The 15,941-nt window shown below is 29.3% G+C and carries 13 protein-coding genes; 9 read left to right on the top strand and 4 right to left on the bottom strand.

Translation table 11 applies throughout. The features are described 5' to 3' along the window. The first annotated feature begins 1 nt into the window (after position 1). The gene (gene recR / locus L8X30_RS06895) at positions 2-574 is read left to right on the top strand and encodes a recombination mediator RecR (RefSeq protein WP_263679595.1); all 573 of its coding nucleotides are present in this window, start codon (positions 2-4) and stop codon (positions 572-574) included. On the opposite strand, the gene L8X30_RS06890 is transcribed toward recR, so the two are convergent. The 3 genes from L8X30_RS06890 to L8X30_RS06880 are packed head-to-tail and all read right to left on the bottom strand — an operon-like array spanning position 561 to position 3,824. After that, on the bottom strand, positions 561-1,589 hold the full coding sequence (locus L8X30_RS06890; protein ID WP_263679594.1) for a hypothetical protein: 1,029 nt from the start codon (positions 1,587-1,589) through the stop codon (positions 561-563). The two genes, recR and L8X30_RS06890, sit on opposite strands and share 14 nt — an antisense overlap. After that, positions 1,586-3,379, bottom strand: coding sequence for an excinuclease ABC subunit UvrC (gene uvrC, locus L8X30_RS06885; RefSeq protein WP_263679593.1), 1,794 nt, complete (start codon positions 3,377-3,379; stop codon positions 1,586-1,588). The genes L8X30_RS06890 and uvrC overlap by 4 nt, the downstream gene beginning before the upstream one ends. Beyond that, positions 3,372-3,824: a hypothetical protein gene (locus L8X30_RS06880; protein ID WP_263679592.1), complete on the bottom strand. Its 453-nt coding sequence runs from the start codon at positions 3,822-3,824 to the stop codon at positions 3,372-3,374. Before L8X30_RS06880 ends, uvrC begins: the two co-directional genes overlap by 8 nt. 134 nt (positions 3,825-3,958) lie before the next feature. On the opposite strand from L8X30_RS06880, the gene nhaD reads away from it, so the two are divergent. Next, a complete protein-coding gene (gene nhaD / locus L8X30_RS06875; protein WP_263679591.1) occupies positions 3,959-5,317 on the top strand; it encodes a sodium:proton antiporter NhaD in 1,359 nt (452 codons plus the stop codon). Between the two features lie 9 nt (positions 5,318-5,326). Beyond that, positions 5,327-6,862 (top strand): glutamine-hydrolyzing GMP synthase, encoded by a 1,536-nt coding sequence (guaA, locus tag L8X30_RS06870; RefSeq protein ID WP_263679590.1) that lies wholly within the window; start codon positions 5,327-5,329, stop codon positions 6,860-6,862. Here the strand turns inward: guaA and L8X30_RS06865 are convergent, their stop codons facing one another. Continuing rightward, positions 6,863-7,414 carry a class I SAM-dependent methyltransferase gene (locus L8X30_RS06865; protein ID WP_263664184.1) on the bottom strand — a complete coding sequence of 184 codons (552 nt, stop codon included), beginning with the start codon at positions 7,412-7,414 and terminating at the stop codon, positions 6,863-6,865. It abuts the gene before it with no gap. A 112-nt stretch (positions 7,415-7,526) separates the two neighbouring features. On the opposite strand from L8X30_RS06865, the gene L8X30_RS06860 reads away from it, so the two are divergent. The 6 genes from L8X30_RS06860 to L8X30_RS06835 all read left to right on the top strand — a co-directional run bounded on the left by L8X30_RS06860 (position 7,527) and on the right by L8X30_RS06835 (position 15,856). Next, a complete protein-coding gene (locus L8X30_RS06860) occupies positions 7,527-8,966 on the top strand; it encodes a hypothetical protein (protein ID WP_263679589.1) in 1,440 nt (479 codons plus the stop codon). A gap of 261 nt (positions 8,967-9,227) precedes the next feature. Next, positions 9,228-10,478 carry a phosphoribosylamine--glycine ligase gene (gene purD, locus L8X30_RS06855; protein WP_263679588.1) on the top strand — a complete coding sequence of 417 codons (1,251 nt, stop codon included), beginning with the start codon at positions 9,228-9,230 and terminating at the stop codon, positions 10,476-10,478. Continuing rightward, positions 10,475-10,933, top strand: coding sequence for an RDD family protein (locus L8X30_RS06850; RefSeq protein ID WP_012661236.1), 459 nt, complete (start codon positions 10,475-10,477; stop codon positions 10,931-10,933). Before purD ends, L8X30_RS06850 begins: the two co-directional genes overlap by 4 nt. Further along, positions 10,923-12,959 (top strand): LPS-assembly protein LptD, encoded by a 2,037-nt coding sequence (locus L8X30_RS06845; RefSeq protein ID WP_263679620.1) that lies wholly within the window; start codon positions 10,923-10,925, stop codon positions 12,957-12,959. Before L8X30_RS06850 ends, L8X30_RS06845 begins: the two co-directional genes overlap by 11 nt. Next, the gene (locus L8X30_RS06840; protein WP_263679587.1) at positions 12,959-13,615 is read left to right on the top strand and encodes a phosphoribosyltransferase; all 657 of its coding nucleotides are present in this window, start codon (positions 12,959-12,961) and stop codon (positions 13,613-13,615) included. The genes L8X30_RS06845 and L8X30_RS06840 overlap by 1 nt, the downstream gene beginning before the upstream one ends. A 132-nt stretch (positions 13,616-13,747) precedes the next feature. Beyond that, positions 13,748-15,856: a polyribonucleotide nucleotidyltransferase gene (locus tag L8X30_RS06835; RefSeq protein ID WP_263679586.1), complete on the top strand. Its 2,109-nt coding sequence runs from the start codon at positions 13,748-13,750 to the stop codon at positions 15,854-15,856. The last annotated feature ends 85 nt before the right edge of the window (positions 15,857-15,941 follow it).

The following is a 15,941-nucleotide window of genomic DNA, read 5'->3' as shown; positions in this document are numbered from 1 at the left end:
TTTGAAAGGTTTGGAAAAATTTAACGAGCTAGTATCTGCCTTTTCCGCTTTGCCTACTATAGGGAAAAAGTCTGCTTTAAGGCTTGCATATCATGTTTGCATAAAAGATCCCTTATTAGGTTCTAAGCTTGCTTATCATATTGAAGAATCAATTAGAATGATAAAAAAATGCACACAATGTGGTGCTTTAAGTGAAAATGAATTATGCGAAGTTTGTTCTAATATAGAAAGAAATCATAGCATTATTTGTATAGTTCAAGATTCTAAAGATGTTTTGGTTTTAGAAGATAGTGGAAGTTATGATGGGCTTTATTTTGTACTTGATGATACAAGTGAAGAAAATATTATAAAATTAAGAAGCATGATTGAGCATAATAAAACCACAGAAATATTTTTTGCTTTCACACAAGGCTTAAATTCTGATGCCATTGTTTTTTTTATAGAAGAAAAATTAAAAGATTTAAATTTGAGTTTTTCTCAAATAGCTCAAGGTATTCCAAGTGGTGTTAGCTTAGAAAATGTTGATTTTATATCTTTGCATAAAGCTATAAATCATAGAACTAAACTTGATTGATATATTGTTTTAACAATGCTAGCCATTCATTTTTGTTAATATCATTTAAGATTAAATTTGCAAAATTACAATCTTTAACTCTGTTTTTAGAAAAAAGCAAAATTGCAATTTGTGGATTTTTTATCTTGTACTCTTGCAAAATTTGACTAATATGCATTAGATCAAATTTTATAACCTCATAGTCTACTAAAATTAATTTAAATCTAAATTGTAATGCCTTTTTAAAGTCACTTAAATTATCTATGGTTTGATTATGTGAACAAAATTGATTAGTTATGTTTAAAATAAGATCATTTTCAAAGTAAGAAGATTTAAAAATTAAAACATTATAACAATCTCTTGTAATGTAACACTCTTGTGTAAAATGAGTATTTAAAAAATCAACAATCTCCTCAATATGAATTTCTTTAAAAGTGAAATTTAAAACATCATCTATTTTTTCCTTTGAAATGATAAAAGAATAATTTTTATCATCTTTTTGGTTATGTTTGTATAAAATTTCACTACTAATACCCATTTTAAGCAAAATAGACTGCAATAGAAAATTTTCATTTTTGTTATTATTGATAATACCTGCATGTATGTTTTTAAAGCGTCTGTATTCTAAGTCAGGTTTATAATCATTGATAAAAGGTTTTAATATATAAGCAGAATTATCTAGATATAGATAGCTCAAGCCGTGGACAATATATTGATAATTTTGTTCTAGATGTAGGTTTTCCTTTTTTTGCTCATGCAGTTTTTTACCCATTAAATCAAACGATAATTTTAAATTTTCTTTTAATTCTTCTAAAGAGTTTGATTTTGGTAAGGAAAAATATTTTTCTATTTCTTGAATCAAGGTTTTGTCTTTTTTGATTTTATGATTTTTTGAGATTATATAAATACAGGCAATAATAAAAATCAAAATACTTATAAAAGTATAAATGAAGAATAATTTTTGATCCATAGGATATAAAAAATAATAATTTAAAAAACATAAAATTAAAGTCAAAACACTAATAAATAATATCATAAATTTTCCTTGATTAATTTAGCTATTTTTGCATTTGAAAGTGATTTTAATTCATCAAAACTAGCTTTGCTAATCTCATCAAAATTACCATAATAATCTAAAAATTTTTTAATATATCCTTGAGAAATTCCAAGTTGAATTAATCTAGAACTTTGCAAATCTTGCTTTCTTTTTGTTTTTTGATGAAAACTAATTGCAAAGCGATGTGCTTCATCACGTAATTTTTGCAAAAATTGTAATTTTTTATCATCAGTAGAAAGTTGAATTTTGCCTTCTTGAGTATAAATTTTATCTTTCGCACTTCCTTTTGCCCTGTAAGCTTTTGTATCTATTTTCTCTTTAGAAATTGCTAAAATATCCACATTTGCCCCAGAGCTTTTTATGATATCATTGGCTAGCTTTAATAAAGCATCTCCTCCATCAATTAACCATAAATCAGGTGGGGGATTTTTGTCAAATGACAAAGCCCTTTTGCTAAGGGTTTGAAGCATTTGATTGTAATCGTTTTTATAGGATAAATGGTAGTGTCTATAAGAACTTTTGTCAAATTGCCCATCTTTATAAGCTACCAAAGCACCGACATTTGCCTCGCCTTGCATATGAGAATTATCAAAAATTTCTATATAATTAGGATAATTTTGCAGGTTAAAAAAATCTTTTAATTCTTTTAAAAATAAATAATTATCGCTTTTTAAGTGCTTTTGTATGTTTATTTTTGCATTTTCTAGTGCAAGTTCACATAAGGCTTTTTTTTCGCCAAGTTTTGGAGTTTTAAGGTGAAATTTTTTAGAAAACCTTTCACTAAGTAAATTTTGCAAAAGGTTCATATCTTCAAATTCTTTATGCGTATAGATTCGGGTTGAATTTATTGGACTATCTTGGGTGTAATTTTCTAATATGTATTGTTTATATATTGCATTTAGGTCAAATTCATCTTGATGATTTAGAGTTAGTACTTTGTGGTTTGAGCTGATTATCCTGCCATTATTTATAACAAAACGCACCATAGAGAGTATATTTGCTTCATGGTGTATGGCAAAAACATCAAAATCTTCTAATTTTGCAAGGTCTATTTGTATTTTTACACTTAAATCTTCTATTGTTTTGATTTGATCCCTTATAATAGCTGCTTCTTCGTAGTTTTCATTTTTTGCATATTCAAGCATTTTATTTTCTAAATTTTTTGTTAAAGATAAGGGATTTAAAAGAGCTTGAGTGGCCTTTTGGATAATTTTTTCATATTCTTGTTTAGAAATTTTTTGCTCACATGGACCTTTGCAACGCTTGATTTGATAAAAAAGGCAAAGCTCCTTACAAGATTTTTTTTGTCTTAGTTCAAATGATAAATACAAAGCATTTAAAAGCTCTTTTGCTCCTTTAAAAAATGGACCAAAATATTTTATTTTGTTTTTTTTGATAATTTTTCTTGTAATTTCAAATCTTGGAAAATCTTCATTTAAATCTATATAAATATAAGGGTAGGTTTTATCATCTCTTAATAATATATTATATTTTGGATGAAGTTGTTTTATGAAAGAATTTTCTAATATTAAAGCATCAGCCTCACTTTTTGTAGTGATAAATTCTAAATGATGTGTTTGGCTAATCATTTTTTGAATTCTCAAGCTATTGTTAGGATTTGGGCAAAGATTTGGAGTGAAGTTAAAATAACTTCTAACGCGGTTTTTTAAATTCTTGGCTTTACCTACATATAAAAGCTTACCTTGAATATCAAAGTATTGATATACACCAGGTAAATTTGGTAAGGTTTTGAGTTCATTTTCAAGCATTTTTTATAAGCTTTCGCAGTTCTTCAAATTTGTTATGTAAAATAGGATTTTCAAAATGATTTTTAAAATTTCCATTAGAAAGCTCTAAGTGAGCTTTTTTATGTTCATTAAAAGTTTTGTTTTTAGAAATAAAGTTTTGATCACTGAGTATTTTTATGTTTTTCACCTTTGCAAAATTACTCATTGGCCTAGCTAAAGTATAGTTTTTTATGAGACTTTTAATCATTTTTTTGGTATTATCGTGATTTAATTCCATATATGCAATGTGGTGCTTAACTAAAATAATCAAAGTATTATTTTTTATAAAGAGTTTAGTAATCATTTGTTGGTGATTGTGATTAAATAAATTTAAAAACTCTTTATATTGAAAAAATATTTTTAAAGGTTTATAATGTTTAAAATCAGCAAGCTCGTTGATGATGTAATGACTCGTTTTAATTTTCATTTAATTATTTTAACATTTTTTTTATTAATATTTCTAAATGCATGTGGCTATAAGGATGCTCCATTTTATGAGATAAAAGATAATAATGGCAGTGTAAAGGAAATAAAAAAATTCCAATCTTTGGAGAGTGAAATATGAATAAAATACTTTTTTTACTTTGTTTTGGTGTTAGTTTTTTGTTAGCTAGTCAAACACATGAGCTAAATTTAGCTTTTAGTGCTTTAGGTATAGGTATTTTAATAATTTTTATATTGGGTTATTATTTTATCGCAGCAGAAGAGAAATATCATATCAATAAAACTAAGCCTGCTTTATTTATAGGAACTTTTTCTTTTATTATCATTGGTATATATATGGTAATGAATGATTTAGACACACAAATACTTGAAGAAAGTGTAAATCATCTTATTTTAGAAATTGCACAAATTGTGTTTTTCTTAATAGCTGCTATGACTTTTATAGAAGCCTTGATAGAAAGATCGGTTTTTGAAACTTTAAAATACAAACTTGTAAGCAAGGGTTATACTTATAGAAAATTATTTTGGCTAACAGGTATTTTAGCTTTTTTTATCTCTCCAATTGCAGATAATCTTACAACTGCTTTGATTTTATCTACTGTGCTTTTAACCATAGATAAAGATAATAAAGAATTTTTAATTCCAGGTGCTATAAATATTGTAGTAGCAGCTAATGCTGGTGGAGCTTGGTCGCCTTTTGGTGATATTACTACTTTGATGGTTTGGACAGCAAAAAAAGCCACGTTTTTTGAATTTTTTGCTCTTTTCCCTGCTTCTTTTATTGGTTGGTTGCTTACTGCTTATTTGTTATCACGTTATGTGCCTAATATTAAGCCGAATTTTCACAAAGATAATTTAGAAAAAGTCGAGATTAAACCAGGTGGTAAAGTTTTTATTGTGCTTGGTTTTTTAACTATAGCTTTGGCGGTATTTATTCATAGTATTTGTGATTTACCTGCAATGTGGGGTATGATTTTTGGCCTTTCATTGCTTAGTTTGTATATGTATTTTTTCAACAGAAAACAAGGTAAAAAAGATTTAAATATTTTTCATTATATGACGCGTATTGAGATGGACACTTTATTATTTTTCTTTGGTATTTTATCTGCTGTGGGCGCCTTGCATTTTGTTGGTTGGCTTGCTTACGCTTCTGATCTTTATACAAAATTTGGAGCTACTAGTATTAATATAGGAGTAGGATTTTTATCTGCTATTGTAGATAATGTTCCGGTTATGAGTGCGGTATTAAAGGCAAATCCAAGCATGGATGATACTCAATGGCTTTTAGTAACTCTTACAGCAGGAATAGGGGGGTCTTTGATCAGCTTTGGTTCAGCTGCTGGAGTAGGGGTAATGGGCAAAATGAAGGGAATTTATACTTTTAATGCTCATTTAAAATATGCATGGACGATTTTGGTTGGTTATATAATATCTATTATAGTTTGGTATGTACAATTTCAATTGTTAAATTTGTAAAGGAGTTAGATGAAAAAAGCAGATATTTTAGTTTTGGACTTTGGTTCACAATACACACAACTCATTGCTAGAAGATTAAGAGAACAAGGTGTGTATGCAGAAATTTTACCTTTTAATGTAAGTTTAGATGAGATCAAAGCTAAAGAGCCTAAGGGTATTATTTTAAGTGGTGGGCCAGCTAGTGTATATGCAAATGATGCTTATTTTTGTGATAAGGGTATTTTTGATTTAAATACACCAGTTTTAGGAATATGCTATGGTATGCAACTTATGGCACATCATTTTGGAGCAAATGTTGCCCCAGCAGGCCATAAAGAATATGGTAAAGCAACTATAGATATTCAAAATGATAGTGATTTGTTTAAAAATTTACCTAAAAAGCAAACGGTATGGATGAGCCATTCTGATAAGGTTGAGAATTTGCCACAAGGTTTTGAGGTTTTAGCGACTAGCGAAAATAGTCCATTTTGTGTATTTGGAGATGAGAAGCGTAAATTTTTTGCTTTACAATTTCACCCTGAAGTGCAACATAGTGAATTTGGAAAAAGCATCTTGAAAAATTTTGCTAAGTATGCATGTAATTGTGATAGTGTATGGAATATGGGATCTTTTGCAAAAACTCAAGCACAAAAAATCAAAGAAGAAGTAGGAAATGATAAAGTACTTTGTGCAGTAAGTGGCGGAGTTGATAGTAGCGTGGTGGCTGCATTGTTAGCAAGTGCGATAAAAGATCAAGTAGTAGTTGTTTTTGTTGATAATGGTCTTTTAAGAAGTGGTGAAAAAGAACAAGTTGAGTATATGTTTAGACACACCTTGGGCATTGATTTAATCAGTATTGATGCTAGAGAGATTTTCTTAAGTCGTTTAGCAGGGGTAAGAGATCCTGAACAAAAGAGAAAAATTATAGGAAATACTTTCATAGAAGTTTTTGAAGAAGAAGCTAAAAAACATAAAGATGTAAAATATCTAGCACAAGGGACTTTATATACTGATATTATCGAAAGTTCGGTTGTAGGAGCTAGTAAGACTATAAAATCTCATCATAATGTGGGTGGTTTACCTGAAAAGATGAATTTAAAACTCATTGAGCCATTAAAGGAAATTTTTAAAGATGAGGTAAGAGCTTTGGGAATGGAACTTGGCTTAAGTAAAGATGTAGTTTATCGTCACCCTTTCCCAGGACCAGGCCTTGCTATACGTATAATGGGTGAGGTAAATGAGCCTAGTTTGGAGCTTTTAAGAAAAGCAGATGTTATTTTGATTGAAGAATTAAAAAGCAGTGGCTGGTATGATAAGACATGGCAAGCTTTTTGTGTGCTTTTAAACGTGCAAAGTGTTGGTGTAATGGGTGATAATAGAACCTATGATAATGCAGTTTGCGTGCGCGTTGTTAATGCAAGCGATGGTATGACTGCAACTTTTTCTCATTTACCTTATGAATTATTAGAAAATATTTCACGTCGTATTATTAATGAAGTAGAAGGAATCAATCGCGTAGTGTATGATATTTCTAGCAAGCCACCAGCAACGATTGAATGGGAATGATTATTTAGTGCAAAAATAAACAAAAGCAGGGGGAAGATTTTGCCAAATGATAGGTGAAATTTCTACCTTGCTAAAAGTGGCAAAAAGTTTTTTCTTAAAAGCTCTCCCTTTTGGTGTTGGGAGTATATAAGCAAATGTTGCAAAACAACCATTTTCCTCTAAAGCATCATGAATGGATTTTAGCAATAAATCTTGTTCTTTGGAATTTAATAAAGCCCAAGGAATTCCTGAGATAATTAAATCTACACTATTGATCGCTCTTTTTTCTAGCATATTTGGTAAAAATTCTGCTGAGTTGACTTCTATATCTATATTTTTTATCTTTTGCTTTAATTTTTTTGCCATTTGAGGATTGATTTCTACGGCAAAAAAACTTGCATTATGGCTTTTTTGTTTGAGGATATACTTTGTAAAACTTCCTGTGCCAGGCCCTATTTCAACGATATTTTTTGCATGTTGGACATGAGAAGTTATGAGTTTACTTAATTTTTTAGAGCTTGCGCAAAACGCACCTGTTTGTTTTGGGTTTTTAAAATATTGATATAAAAACATAAATAAAATACCTAAAGACGTTTATTTTGTGAAATTTTAAAATATAATTGTAAATTTATGAAAACAAAGTTAAAATAAGAATTGAATTTTTCTTTAAATCAAGGATTTGGATATGCACGGAAAAATAATGGTTTATGTGGATGCTACTGGAAGAGGAACAGTAATCAATCTAGCAAAAACATTTTTTGAATTTAATAAACACGCATGGCATGATAAAAGAAGTATGCCAACGGTTGGTATGTTTGTTGAATTTAGATCCGATGGAAAGCATATTACCGATTTACGTCCTTCTAAATTTCAAGAATTTATAGATGGTGATTTTATCAAAGAAAGAGATTTCTGGAAAACAGATAGTGATGATGAATTAGAAGATTTAAGACTGACAAGACGCGATGCTTATGTTCAAGAACTTTATAGAGAAACAGATTATGATAATCTTGATAAAATCACATTAAATTTAACTATCCCACAAGCCATTCAAAGATATTTTTATAATGAAAGCTTGTCAATTAATGCAGTAAAAGACATTAACACAGATGAGGTGCCATATATTATTGATTTTTTTGCTATGAAGCGTTTTTTATATAAGGCTTTAGATACTTTATTATTTTCGGATAATACTATCAATCAAGCTGATTTTTCTGCAATGAAAAATATCATAGTGCACCTTGAAATGTCATATAAAGATATGAAAGACAAGCAAAAGCATATCAATATGGAACGCTTATATGAAGAGGTTTTTTTATCTCATCAGTGTCATTATCAAGCACTTTTGGCTTCAATTGATAACAGAAAAAATAGAAAATTAGCGCTTGATCGTCAAATGAGCACTTTAATAACAGATATAAAATCAAAACAAGCAAGATTAGAAGCAGAAGGTGGAAAAAAACACCATGAACTAGAAGAAATGATACAAGGTAAAAAACAAAAATTAATAGAATTAAAAAACGAAGCTGATTATTTTACTAAAAGCGTAGAAAGACTAGAGTTGATAAAAAAATCTTTTTATGAAAAAAATTTTACAATTTTTAGTAATAGTTTTAATATGGCAAGAGAAAAGCTTTTTGAAAAGATTAAGCAGGGTTTAAATATATGTGCAACAAAACTAGATATAGAAATTTGGAAAAAATCTTTAAAATCAACAAGCATTAAAAACTCTTATTTTAAAACAGCAAGTGAAATTTCTTTTTGTACGCTTTCTTTTGCTGAGCTTTATTTAAACAGACTAAACAAACATGCTTTAAACCCAAATGATCAATTGTTATTTTCATATGTAAAGAAAGTAAAAAAAGAATGTGAAAAGAATTTCCTAGTTGTAACTTCTAATCCTGATTTATATGTTAATATGAAGATTCAAATTTTTGCAATGAATCCTTATTATGTAGTTAAGCATGCACCTAAGAAAGTAAATTACCAAGGGTTAATGAAAAATACTGAATTTGATATAGTTTATGTCGATGAAAAGACTATATGGGCGCCTGTTGCTGATGTTATTTTGGAAGGAAAATATTTTTTAAAGAAAGATTCTAAGACAAAATTTAAGATTTTATAAAAACCTTTTAAACACTATTTTTAAGTTTTGTTAGTTATAATTATACTGCCTAAATGGTTCGATATGGTATTAAAGAGGATCCAACACATTAATTATAAGCTGTGATGTGTGATTTACCGTGTTCTGTGACTTCGTTTGAGTTTTGAAAAAAGCGAGAAGCTGCAGCCTTTAAAAATCACCTAATGGCATACTTTGACTTTTTGAGGGTCAGACACTTATACTCCGGCCATTTGGGTTTTTGTAATATTTTTAAGGAAAATAATGAAAATTTTAATACTAGGAAGCGGTGCTAGGGAGTATTCTATCGCTTTGGCTCTTCAAAAAACAAATGATAATTTAGAATTTTATTTTGCTCCAGGAAATGGTGCTACTGCTAAAATAGGAACAAATCTTAATATGAAAGATCCTAAAGTTATAACAGCTTATGCAAAAGCATCTGAGATTGATCTTTGCATAGTTGGGAGTGAGAATTTTTTAGCAGAGGGTATAGTAGATCTTTTTAAAGAAAACAATATTGCTATTTTTGGGCCTACTAAAGCTGCTGCTATGTTGGAAGCTTCAAAATCTTTTATGAAGAGTTTTTTAAAAAAATATAAAATCAAAACAGCTAAATTTTTAAACACAACTGATTATGAAAAAGCTAAGAAATTTATCACATCTTTAACACCTCCTATTGTTGTAAAAGCAGATGGCTTATGCGCAGGTAAAGGGGTGATTATCGCGCAAAACCATGAAGAAGCTTTAGAAGCTACTAAAAATATGCTAAGTGGAGAAAGCTTTGGGGAAGCTGGAAAAATTGTTGTGATTGAAGAATATCTTGATGGTTTTGAATTAAGCGTATTTGCAGTTTGCGATGGAAATGATTTTATATTGTTGCCTGCAGCGCAAGATCATAAAAGATTATTAGATAATGATAAAGGGCCTAATACGGGTGGCATGGGGGCTTATGCTCCAAGTACTTTAGCAAGTGAAAGTTTGTTAGAGCAAGTGAAGAAAGATATAGTGGCGCCAACTCTTAAAGGCATGAAAGAAGAAGGTGCTGAATTTGTTGGAGTGTTGTTTATAGGCTTGATGGTTGTAAATAATAAACCTTATGTTTTAGAGTATAATGTGCGTTTTGGTGATCCTGAATGTGAGGTTTTGATGCCTTTAATAGAAAATCCTTTGGATTTATTTTTAGCATGTGTGAATAAAAATCTTGCTAATACTCATATAAAAATTAAAAATGAATTTGCTGTGGGTGTGGTTTGTGCAAGTAAAAATTATCCTTACAAGGACTCACCAAAAGCTTTGATTGAGATAGGCGATATTCCACAAAATTCTCATATTTCTTATGCTGGTGTGAGTTTAGAAGATGATAAATTATATGCCAGCGGTGGTCGCGTGTTGGTTTGTGTGGGAACTGGCAAAAGCATTGAAGAAGCTCAAAAAAATGCTTATATGCTTTGTGAAAATGTCCATTTTAAAGGAAAACAATACAGAAAAGATATTGCCTTTCAGGTTCTTAAATGAGCACCAATCAAGAATTATTTGATAAGCTAGAAAAAGAAGAAATAAAAATAGCAAGTTTTAAAAAAAGATTTTTAGCTTATGTTGTTGATAGTTTTGTAATTTTGGGCATCGTAAGTATTATTTTGCTTGATAAAATTAATTCTATGCAAACTTATGAAGAAATTCATAATCTTTTAATGCGTTTTGCTGGTGGGATTTTGATTTTACAGTTTGCATACCATAGTTTATTTACTTATTTATATGGCGCAACTTTAGGAAAAATGCTTTTGAAGATCATGGTGATTGATCAAGAATTGCTAGATAAACCAAATTTTACTCAAAGCGCTCTAAGAGCAGGTGTAAGACAAATTAGTGATATGTTGTATGGTTTAGGATTTGCTTGGGCTTTGAGTAATATTGTTTTGAAAACTTGGCATGATTATGCAGCCAAAACAGTGGTGATAGATCTTGCGTAAAATATTGCTTTCTTTAGCTTGTGTAGGGAGTTTGTATGCTTCTAAGGTAGACATTTATGCTTTAGATGTTGTAAAAACAAATGATATCATAGAAGCAAAAAACAATGTGGTTGTAGTTTCTGATTTGTATTTAATAACTGCAAGCGAAGCTAAATTTAATGAAACAACTAAAGATTTAGAATTGTTTGGTGATGTGAATATCTTACGAGGACAAAAAGAAAGAACTAATTCTTCTTATACTAAAATTAATCTTAAAGATAACACAACAGCTTTTAAAAATTTATTTTTTTCAAATAACGATTTAGAGGTTTGGTTGCAATGTCATCAAGCAGATTTAAATGATAAGTTTGTTGTAACTAAAAAGTCGGTTGTTTCTAGTTGTAATGTTGAAAATCCTGATTGGGAAATTCGTTTTGATGAAGGAAAATTAAATAAAGAGAGTAATTTTTTACATCTTTATAATGCAAGATTGTATGTAAAAAATACTCCCGTGATGTATTTGCCGTATTTTGGCTTTAGTGTAGACACTAAAAGGAAAAGTGGTTTGTTAATTCCTCAGGTGGTTTTAAAACAAAGCGAGGGGTTATATTATAACCAACCAATCTATTATGTTATTGATGATAATGCAGATATTCAATTTGAACCTCAAATTAGGACAAAAAGAGGCTATGGATTATACTCAACTTTAAGATTTATTGATAGTCCTTATTCTCAAGGTGAAATTAGTGGTGGTATTTTTGGAGAAAAATCAAGCTATAAAAAAGAAGAAAATTTAAAAAACAAAGAACATTATGGTTTAGAGATTAAATATTCAAGTGGAGCTTTACTCAAGAGCCTTTTGAGCGATGAATTTCAAGAAGGTTTATGGATTGATGCTACTTATTTAAATGATGTAGATTATATGAACTTAAGCTCTAGTGCAAAAACTGAAGCTTCTTTGGTTACCTCAAAAATAAATTATTTCTTATCTGATGATGATAATTATTATGGTGCTTATGCGAAGTATTATATAGACACTTCTAAAATTAGCAACAAAGATACCATGCAAGAATACCCTTCTTTTCAATATCATAGATATTTAAATGGTTTTTTTGATAACTATATACAGTATAGCTTAGATGCTTCTTTTCATAGATATTATAGACATACGGGTATTTATGCTAAAACTTTAGATTTTGATTTACCTTTAATTTATCATACAAGTTTTTTGGATGATTTTTTAAATTTTGCCTTTACAGAAAGAGTTTATGCAAATTTTGTAGATTATTCTAATACAGATATTAAAAATCAAGAGCATTTGTTTAGAAATTCACATAATTTTTCTTTATATACAGATCTTTCTAAACCTTATGAAAATTTTTATCATACCTTATATTTAGGTGCTAATTATTTTATACCTGGAGCCAAATCAGGTAAAATTACCGAAGATTTTATAGAATTAAAAGATGATCCTGAGCAGTTTAATTTTTCGATGTATCAGTATTTTTATAGTGCTTTAGGCAAAAAAAAGCTATATCATAGTTTAAAGGCTAAGTATTTTACCAAAGAAGGTAGTTTTGGTGGTTTTGATAATGTTGTGGAATATTTTTATAATGATTATATAAGTTTAAGAAATGAGGCGGAATATTCAGGGGTAGATAATCGCTTTGATAAAGTATTTAGTGAGGCCTTATTTGATTATGGTGAGTGGAAAGTTAGTTTAAATCATGCTTATAGAATATATGAAAAAGAAAAATATAATTTTTTAGGAACTAAAGCTCAGTATGATATAAATACCAACTATCAAATATTTGGTGGTTTGTGGTTTGATTTGAATAAAGATCCTGAAAAATGGGAGATAGGTTATACTTATCAAAGAAAGTGTTGGAATTATTCTTTGATGTATCGTAAGGATATTTCACCTAAACTTACTAGTGGTGGGATTAGTGCTAAAGATCAAAGTGGTGTGTATTTTATGTTTAATTTTTATCCTTTGGGTGGCGTATCTTATGATTTTTCTCTGGAAGAAAATGAAAGGTCTATATAATGTTTTTTGAAGATGAAAAAGATGCGCTTGAAAGATTATATGATTTACTTCCATTAAATAAATTAAAAGATTATATCATTATTACTCCTTCTTTAAAATCTATAGTTTTTGTTGATGCATTGGCAAAAAAATTAGAAATACCCTATGATTTTTTATTTACAGAGCAAATCAAAGCTCCTAATAATGATGAATGTCAAATAGCTATGATTAGCGAAACAAAAGAATTAGTTTACAATGAAGCCTTAGTTAATGCTTTTGATATAAGCTTAGATTATATTTATGGTGAGGCAAATAGAACTTATGAAGAAAAAATTTTAAAGAATGTATATCGTTATAGAAAAGGTAATCTTTTAAAAGATTTAAAAGGAAAAAATATTTTAATGTTGCATGAGGGGTGTGAGAGTGGGATTACTGCTTCTTCATGTATAAAAAGTTTATTAAAAGAAGAGGTTAGTAGTATTATTTATGCCACCGCTTTAATGCCAAGTGATGTATATGATTATATTAGTGTTTTTGCAGATGAAGTTTATTGCGTGCAAAAAATTGATCATTTTGTAGATATTGAGTTTTATTTTAAAAATAAAACGATTTTGCAAGCTCACGAAATTTTAGATATTTTAGAAGAAAGTAGGTATTATTTACCTTTAAAAAAATAAATTTATATCTGAGCAATAAGTTGTTTAGATATAAATTTATAGGCAAAATAAAAACAGGCTTTTTAAGTTTTAGTTTTTAAAATTTAAAAAGCTTATTTGGTTTTGCCTGTGATAAAAATTTAAAGGAAAATCATGCGACATGAAATAAATATCAATAAACACCTTGAAATATTTGATACCGATAAAGTGGCAAAACAAGCAGCAAGTGCAGTTTTAATGCAAGAAAAAAATGCAGTAGTTTTAGCAACTGTGGCAAGAGAAGAAAAAATGGTAGAAGAGGATTTTTTGCCTCTTACAGTTCAATATATAGAAAAAGCTTACGCAGCAGGTAAAATTCCAGGAGGTTATGTAAAAAGAGAAACTAAGCCAGGTGACAATGAAACATTAAGCGCTAGGATTATAGATAGAAGTTTAAGACCTCTTTTCCCAAAAGGATATGCATATCCAACTCAAATTGTTGTAATGGTTCTTTCTGCTGATCCTGAAGTAGATTTACAAGTGATGAGTTTAAACGCTGCAAGCGTTGCTTTGTATTTAAGTGATATCCCTATTAAAGCACCTGTTTGTGGTGTAAGAATAGGTCGTATAAATAATGAATTTGTTTTAAATCCAAGCAATAGCGAGTTAAAAAATAGCACTTTAGATCTTTATGTAGCAGGTGTTAAAGATGAGCTTTTAATGATAGAAATGAGAGCTTTGGCAAACAAGCAAGATGATAAACACTGTATGAATGAACTTAGCGAAGATGATACTTTAAAGGCTTTAGATTTTGCAAGTAGTGCAATCTTGCGTGGTTCCAATGAATATGAAAAAGCATTTGCTGCTTATAGAAAAAATTCTAAACTTGAGTTTAAAATAGAGTCAGATAATATTCAAATTATTGACTATATAAAAAATACTTATATAACAAAACTCAAAATTGCTATTAATCAAATGGCAAAAAGTGAAAGGGCAAGTGAAATTTTACAAATAGCAAAAGAGATTGAAAGTGAATCTATGGCTATTGAAAACGAATGGAAATTTGAAGATATTGAAAAAGCTTTACATGTATGCAAAAGAGAACTTATTAGAAGCCAAATTATTAATGAAAATAAAAGAGCAGATGGTAGAGGTTTAAAGGATGTTAGAAAAATAGACATAGAAACAAATATTTTACCAAGCGCACATGGATCTTGTCTTTTTACTAGAGGGCAAACCCAAGCCTTAGTTGTGGCCACCTTGGGAAATGATAATGATGCGCAAATGTCAGATATGCTTACAGAAAAAAACCCAATTTGTGAAAAATTTATGGTTAATTATAATTTTCCAGGTTTTTCGGTAGGCGAAGCTAGCCCTATAAAAGCTCCTGGTAGAAGAGAGCTTGGCCATGGAAATTTAGCAAAAAGAGCTTTGTATCCTAGTGTTGATACAGATTGTGTTCATACAATTCGTTTGGTTTCTGAAATTTTAGAAAGTAATGGCTCTAGTTCTATGGCTACTGTTTGTGGTGGTGCATTGGCTTTAAGAGCTGCGGGAGTAAAAAGTGAAAAACTGGTAGCAGGTGTGGCGATGGGGCTTGTTTTTGAAGATGAAAAATATGCTATTTTAACCGATATCATGGGGCTTGAAGATCATGATGGAGATATGGATTTTAAAGTAGCAGGAAGCTATGATGGAATCACTGCTTTGCAGATGGATATAAAACTTGGTGGTATAGAGCAACAGGTTTTAAAAGAGGCTTTATATCAAGCAAAAGAAGCTAGGGAGCACATTTTGCAATTAATGGAGGAGGCTAATCAAAACATAGTTGTTAATGAAGCTATTTTGCCAAAGATTGAAATTTTTAATGTAGATCCAAATAAAATTCCTGATATTATAGGTCAAGGTGGTAAAATCATTAAAGAAATTATTGAAAAATTTGAAGTTAATATTGATTTAGATAGAGATAAAGGTGAGGTTAAAATAGCAGGAATTGATCATGATTTGATTTCTCAAAGTAAAGAGTATATATTAAATTTACTTCACTCTAAAGGTTCTAACAAAAAGCGCGACAAAAAGGAAATGCCTAAATTTGATATTGGAGAAGAATTTTTAGGACGGGTTCAAAAGGTTGTAGAATTTGGAGTTTTTGTAGAACTTAAAGAAGGCGTGGATGGTTTATTACATAATTCTAAGATTAAAGAAAAGTTAGAGGTAGGAGATGAAATTAAAGTTAAAGTGGCAGAAATTAAAAACGGAAAAGTATCTTTAGACTTAGCCTAAATTTTGAGTATATAAAAAAATATGCTCAAAATTTTATATTATATCTTGACAAAAGAATATTCTTTTGGCATAATTTCGTTTTTTG

It is taken from the genome of Campylobacter sp. CNRCH_2015_0338h (assembly GCF_025772785.1).
Classification (GTDB): Bacteria; Campylobacterota; Campylobacteria; order Campylobacterales; family Campylobacteraceae; genus Campylobacter_D.
This window is presented reverse-complemented; position numbering and strand designations above follow the sequence as displayed.

Coding starts and splice junctions, on each gene's coding strand:
- L8X30_RS06890 (WP_263679594.1), bottom strand. CDS start 1,589: ATGATATTATTTATTAGTGTTTTGACTTTAATTTTATGTTTTTTAAAT.
- uvrC (WP_263679593.1), bottom strand. CDS start 3,379: ATGCTTGAAAATGAACTCAAAACCTTACCAAATTTACCTGGTGTATAT.
- L8X30_RS06880 (WP_263679592.1), bottom strand. CDS start 3,824: ATGAAAATTAAAACGAGTCATTACATCATCAACGAGCTTGCTGATTTT.
- nhaD (WP_263679591.1), top strand. CDS start 3,959: ATGAATAAAATACTTTTTTTACTTTGTTTTGGTGTTAGTTTTTTGTTA.
- guaA (WP_263679590.1), top strand. CDS start 5,327: ATGAAAAAAGCAGATATTTTAGTTTTGGACTTTGGTTCACAATACACA.
- L8X30_RS06865 (WP_263664184.1), bottom strand. CDS start 7,414: ATGTTTTTATATCAATATTTTAAAAACCCAAAACAAACAGGTGCGTTT.
- L8X30_RS06860 (WP_263679589.1), top strand. CDS start 7,527: ATGCACGGAAAAATAATGGTTTATGTGGATGCTACTGGAAGAGGAACA.
- purD (WP_263679588.1), top strand. CDS start 9,228: ATGAAAATTTTAATACTAGGAAGCGGTGCTAGGGAGTATTCTATCGCT.
- L8X30_RS06850 (WP_012661236.1), top strand. CDS start 10,475: ATGAGCACCAATCAAGAATTATTTGATAAGCTAGAAAAAGAAGAAATA.
- L8X30_RS06840 (WP_263679587.1), top strand. CDS start 12,959: ATGTTTTTTGAAGATGAAAAAGATGCGCTTGAAAGATTATATGATTTA.
- L8X30_RS06835 (WP_263679586.1), top strand. CDS start 13,748: ATGCGACATGAAATAAATATCAATAAACACCTTGAAATATTTGATACC.